Below are 2,590 nucleotides of genomic sequence, written 5' to 3' on the forward strand. Positions count from 1 at the left end.
GCCGGCGCCGACCTGGCGGTCGTGAGCAGCGACTGGGAGGCCCGGCAACTCTTCGCGCAGGAGCGCTGCGCGCCGGCGTACCCCTGGTGGCCACCGCCGGCAGCGGCCCGGCGTACCTGCCGTTGGCCGCCCGGACGTCCGCGGCCCGCGCGCCGGTGACCCTGCTGGGGCACCGTACCGACGTGGCGGACCTGCTCGCCGGCGCCGACCTGGCGGTCGTGAGCAGCGACTGGGAGGCCCGGCAACTCTTCGCGCAGGAGCGCTGCGCGCCGGCGTACCCCTGGTGGCCACCGCCGTCGGCGGGCTGCCGGAGCTGGTCGGCGACGCCGCGGCGCTGGTTCCCGCCGGTGACGTGGACGCCCTCGACGCGGCGGTGCGCGCCCTGCTCGACGATCCGGCGGCCCGGGCCGAGCTGGGCCGGCGCGGCGCCGAGCGGGCGGTGACGTGGCCCACCGAGGCGGACACCGTGGCCGCGCTGACCGCGCTCTACGCCGAGCTGACCGCGGCCCCCACCGGTCCGACGGCCCCGGACCCCCGGGCACCGAGAACGGGACACCGCTGATGTTGCGTCGACTCGCGCCCGCCGTGTTGACGGTGCTCGTGGTGGCGTTGGGCGTCGCCGCGCTGGCCGTCCGGCCGCCGCAGGGCGTCCCGCAGCGCACCGCCGACTTCGTGGTCCTCGCCGGGGTCGCCGGCCTGCGCTGGGAGGACGTGGATCCGCAGCGCACCCCGACGCTGTGGCGGATGGCCCAGGAGGGGTCGATCGGGTCGCTGTCGGTGCGGTCCGCGCACCGGCCCACCTGCCCGGTGGACGGGTGGCTGACGCTCGGCGCGGGCAGCTTCGCCGCGTGGAACGGCAGCCGGCCCGACGGTGGCTGCCCGGCGGCCGGGGTGGCCGTGGAGCAGCCGGACGGCATCGGCGCGAACCTGCCCGACCAGGAGAGCGTGGTCCAGTACAACCAGCAGCGGCTGCCGTGGAACACGGTGCCCGGGTCGCTGTCGGAGTCGGTGCGCTGTTCGGTCGCGGTGGGTCCGGGCGCGGCCGTGGCCGCCGCGCGACCGTTCGGCCGGGTCGACCGGTACGCCTCGGCGCTGCCGGAGGATCCGCGCGTGCTGCTCGGCTCGTGCGTGCTGAGCATCGTCGACCTCGGCACGATCGAGGGGACCGATCCGGCGACGCGCGCCGAGGAGGCCCGCGCGGCGGACGCCCAGCTCGCCCGGGTGGTGGCCGCCCGGCCGCCGCGGTCGCTGGTGCTGGTCGCCGGGATCTCCGACACCGCTGCGCCGTCGCGGCTGCACGTGGTGGTCGCCGACGGGCCGGGCTGGGAACGGGGATGGCTCACGTCGGCCAGCACCGCCCGCGACGGGTACCTGCAACTCGTCGACCTCGCGCCGACCGCGCTGGCCGCGCTGGGTCGGCCGATGCCGGAGCGCCTCTTCCTCGGCCGGCCGGCGGTCAGCGCGGGTGGCCGCCCGGCCGACCTGGCCGACGCGATCAACGCGCCGGCGGACGCCGACCGGGAGGCGGCCGCCCAGCGGACCGTCTCCGGCAAGTTCTTCACCGTGCTCGCCGTGGTGCAGGTGCTGCTGGCCCTGGCGGTGCTGCCGCTGCTGCGGCGGGCGCGGCCGCACGCCGGACCGACCGGACCGACGCCGGCGCCCGCGCGGCTCGTGGCGGGGTTCGAGGTGCTGCTGGTGGCGGCGGCGTTGACGGTGCCGGCGGCGCTGCTCGCCGACGCGGTGCCCTGGTGGCGGGGCGAGCATCCCGGCTGGATCTTCGCGGGGGTGACCGCGCTGCTGGTGGCGGCGGGTACGGCGGCGGTCCGTTTCGCCCCCGGGTACGCGGGCACCCTCGGCCCTCTCGGCGCGGTGGCCGGCCTCACCACGCTCGTCGTGGGGCTGGACGTGCTCACCGGGGCGCGGCTGCAACTCAACGGCGTGGTGGGTTATTCGGCCCTGCAGGGTGGCCGGTACTCCGGCCTGAGCACCGTCGGGTTGGGCGTGCTCCTCGCCGGGGCGCTGCTCAGCGGGGGCTGGCTCGCCCAGCGGGTGCCCCGGGGCTGGCGGCCCGCGGTGGTGGTGGCCGTGGGGGGCCTCGCCGTGGTGGTCGTCGGCAGCCCGTACCTGGGCGCCGATCCGGTCGGGGCGATCGCGCTCACCGCCGGGCTGAGCGTGGCCGCGGTGATCAGCGTCGGCGGCTGGCTGACGATCAGCAGGTTGGCGTGGGCGACCATGGCAGCCCTGGCGGTCGGTGTCGGCTTCGCCGTGGTGGACCTGCGTCGTCCGCCGGCGGAGCGGGGCAGCCTGGGTCGGTTCCTGTCCGCCGTCGGCGACGGCACCGGCGGGTTCACCGTGCACCGGTCGAGCACGGAGAACTTCGAGACGCTGGTCAACAGTCCGCTGACCGTGCTGGCGTTGGCCGGTGGGCTGCTGGTGTGGTTCGCGCTGTTGCAGCCGTGGGGCGGGCTGATGCGGCTGTTCGGGATCTATCCGGCGGTCCGGGCCGCGCTGGCCGGCACGGCGGTCGCCGCGGTGCTCGGTGGGGTGCTCGACGGCGCGGCGCTGGACGTCGCCGGCGCCGCCGCCGCGC

At 77.5% G+C, this 2,590-nt stretch carries 1 protein-coding gene and 1 pseudogene; both read left to right on the forward strand.

What is annotated here, in order from left to right; all coding sequences use genetic code 11:
* Positions 1 to 68: 68 nt before the first annotated feature.
* Positions 69 to 562: pseudogene (locus tag JNW91_RS30950) on the forward strand (glycosyltransferase); the annotation flags it as partial.
* A partial coding sequence (locus JNW91_RS30955; RefSeq protein ID WP_203178998.1) for a hypothetical protein occupies positions 562 to 2,590 on the forward strand: 2,029 nt, incomplete at its 3' end. The pseudogene JNW91_RS30950 and the gene JNW91_RS30955, both read left to right, overlap by 1 nt.

The sequence above is a fragment of the Micromonospora parastrephiae genome (genome assembly GCF_016802865.1).
Taxonomy (GTDB): domain Bacteria; phylum Actinomycetota; class Actinomycetes; order Mycobacteriales; family Micromonosporaceae; genus Micromonospora; species Micromonospora parastrephiae.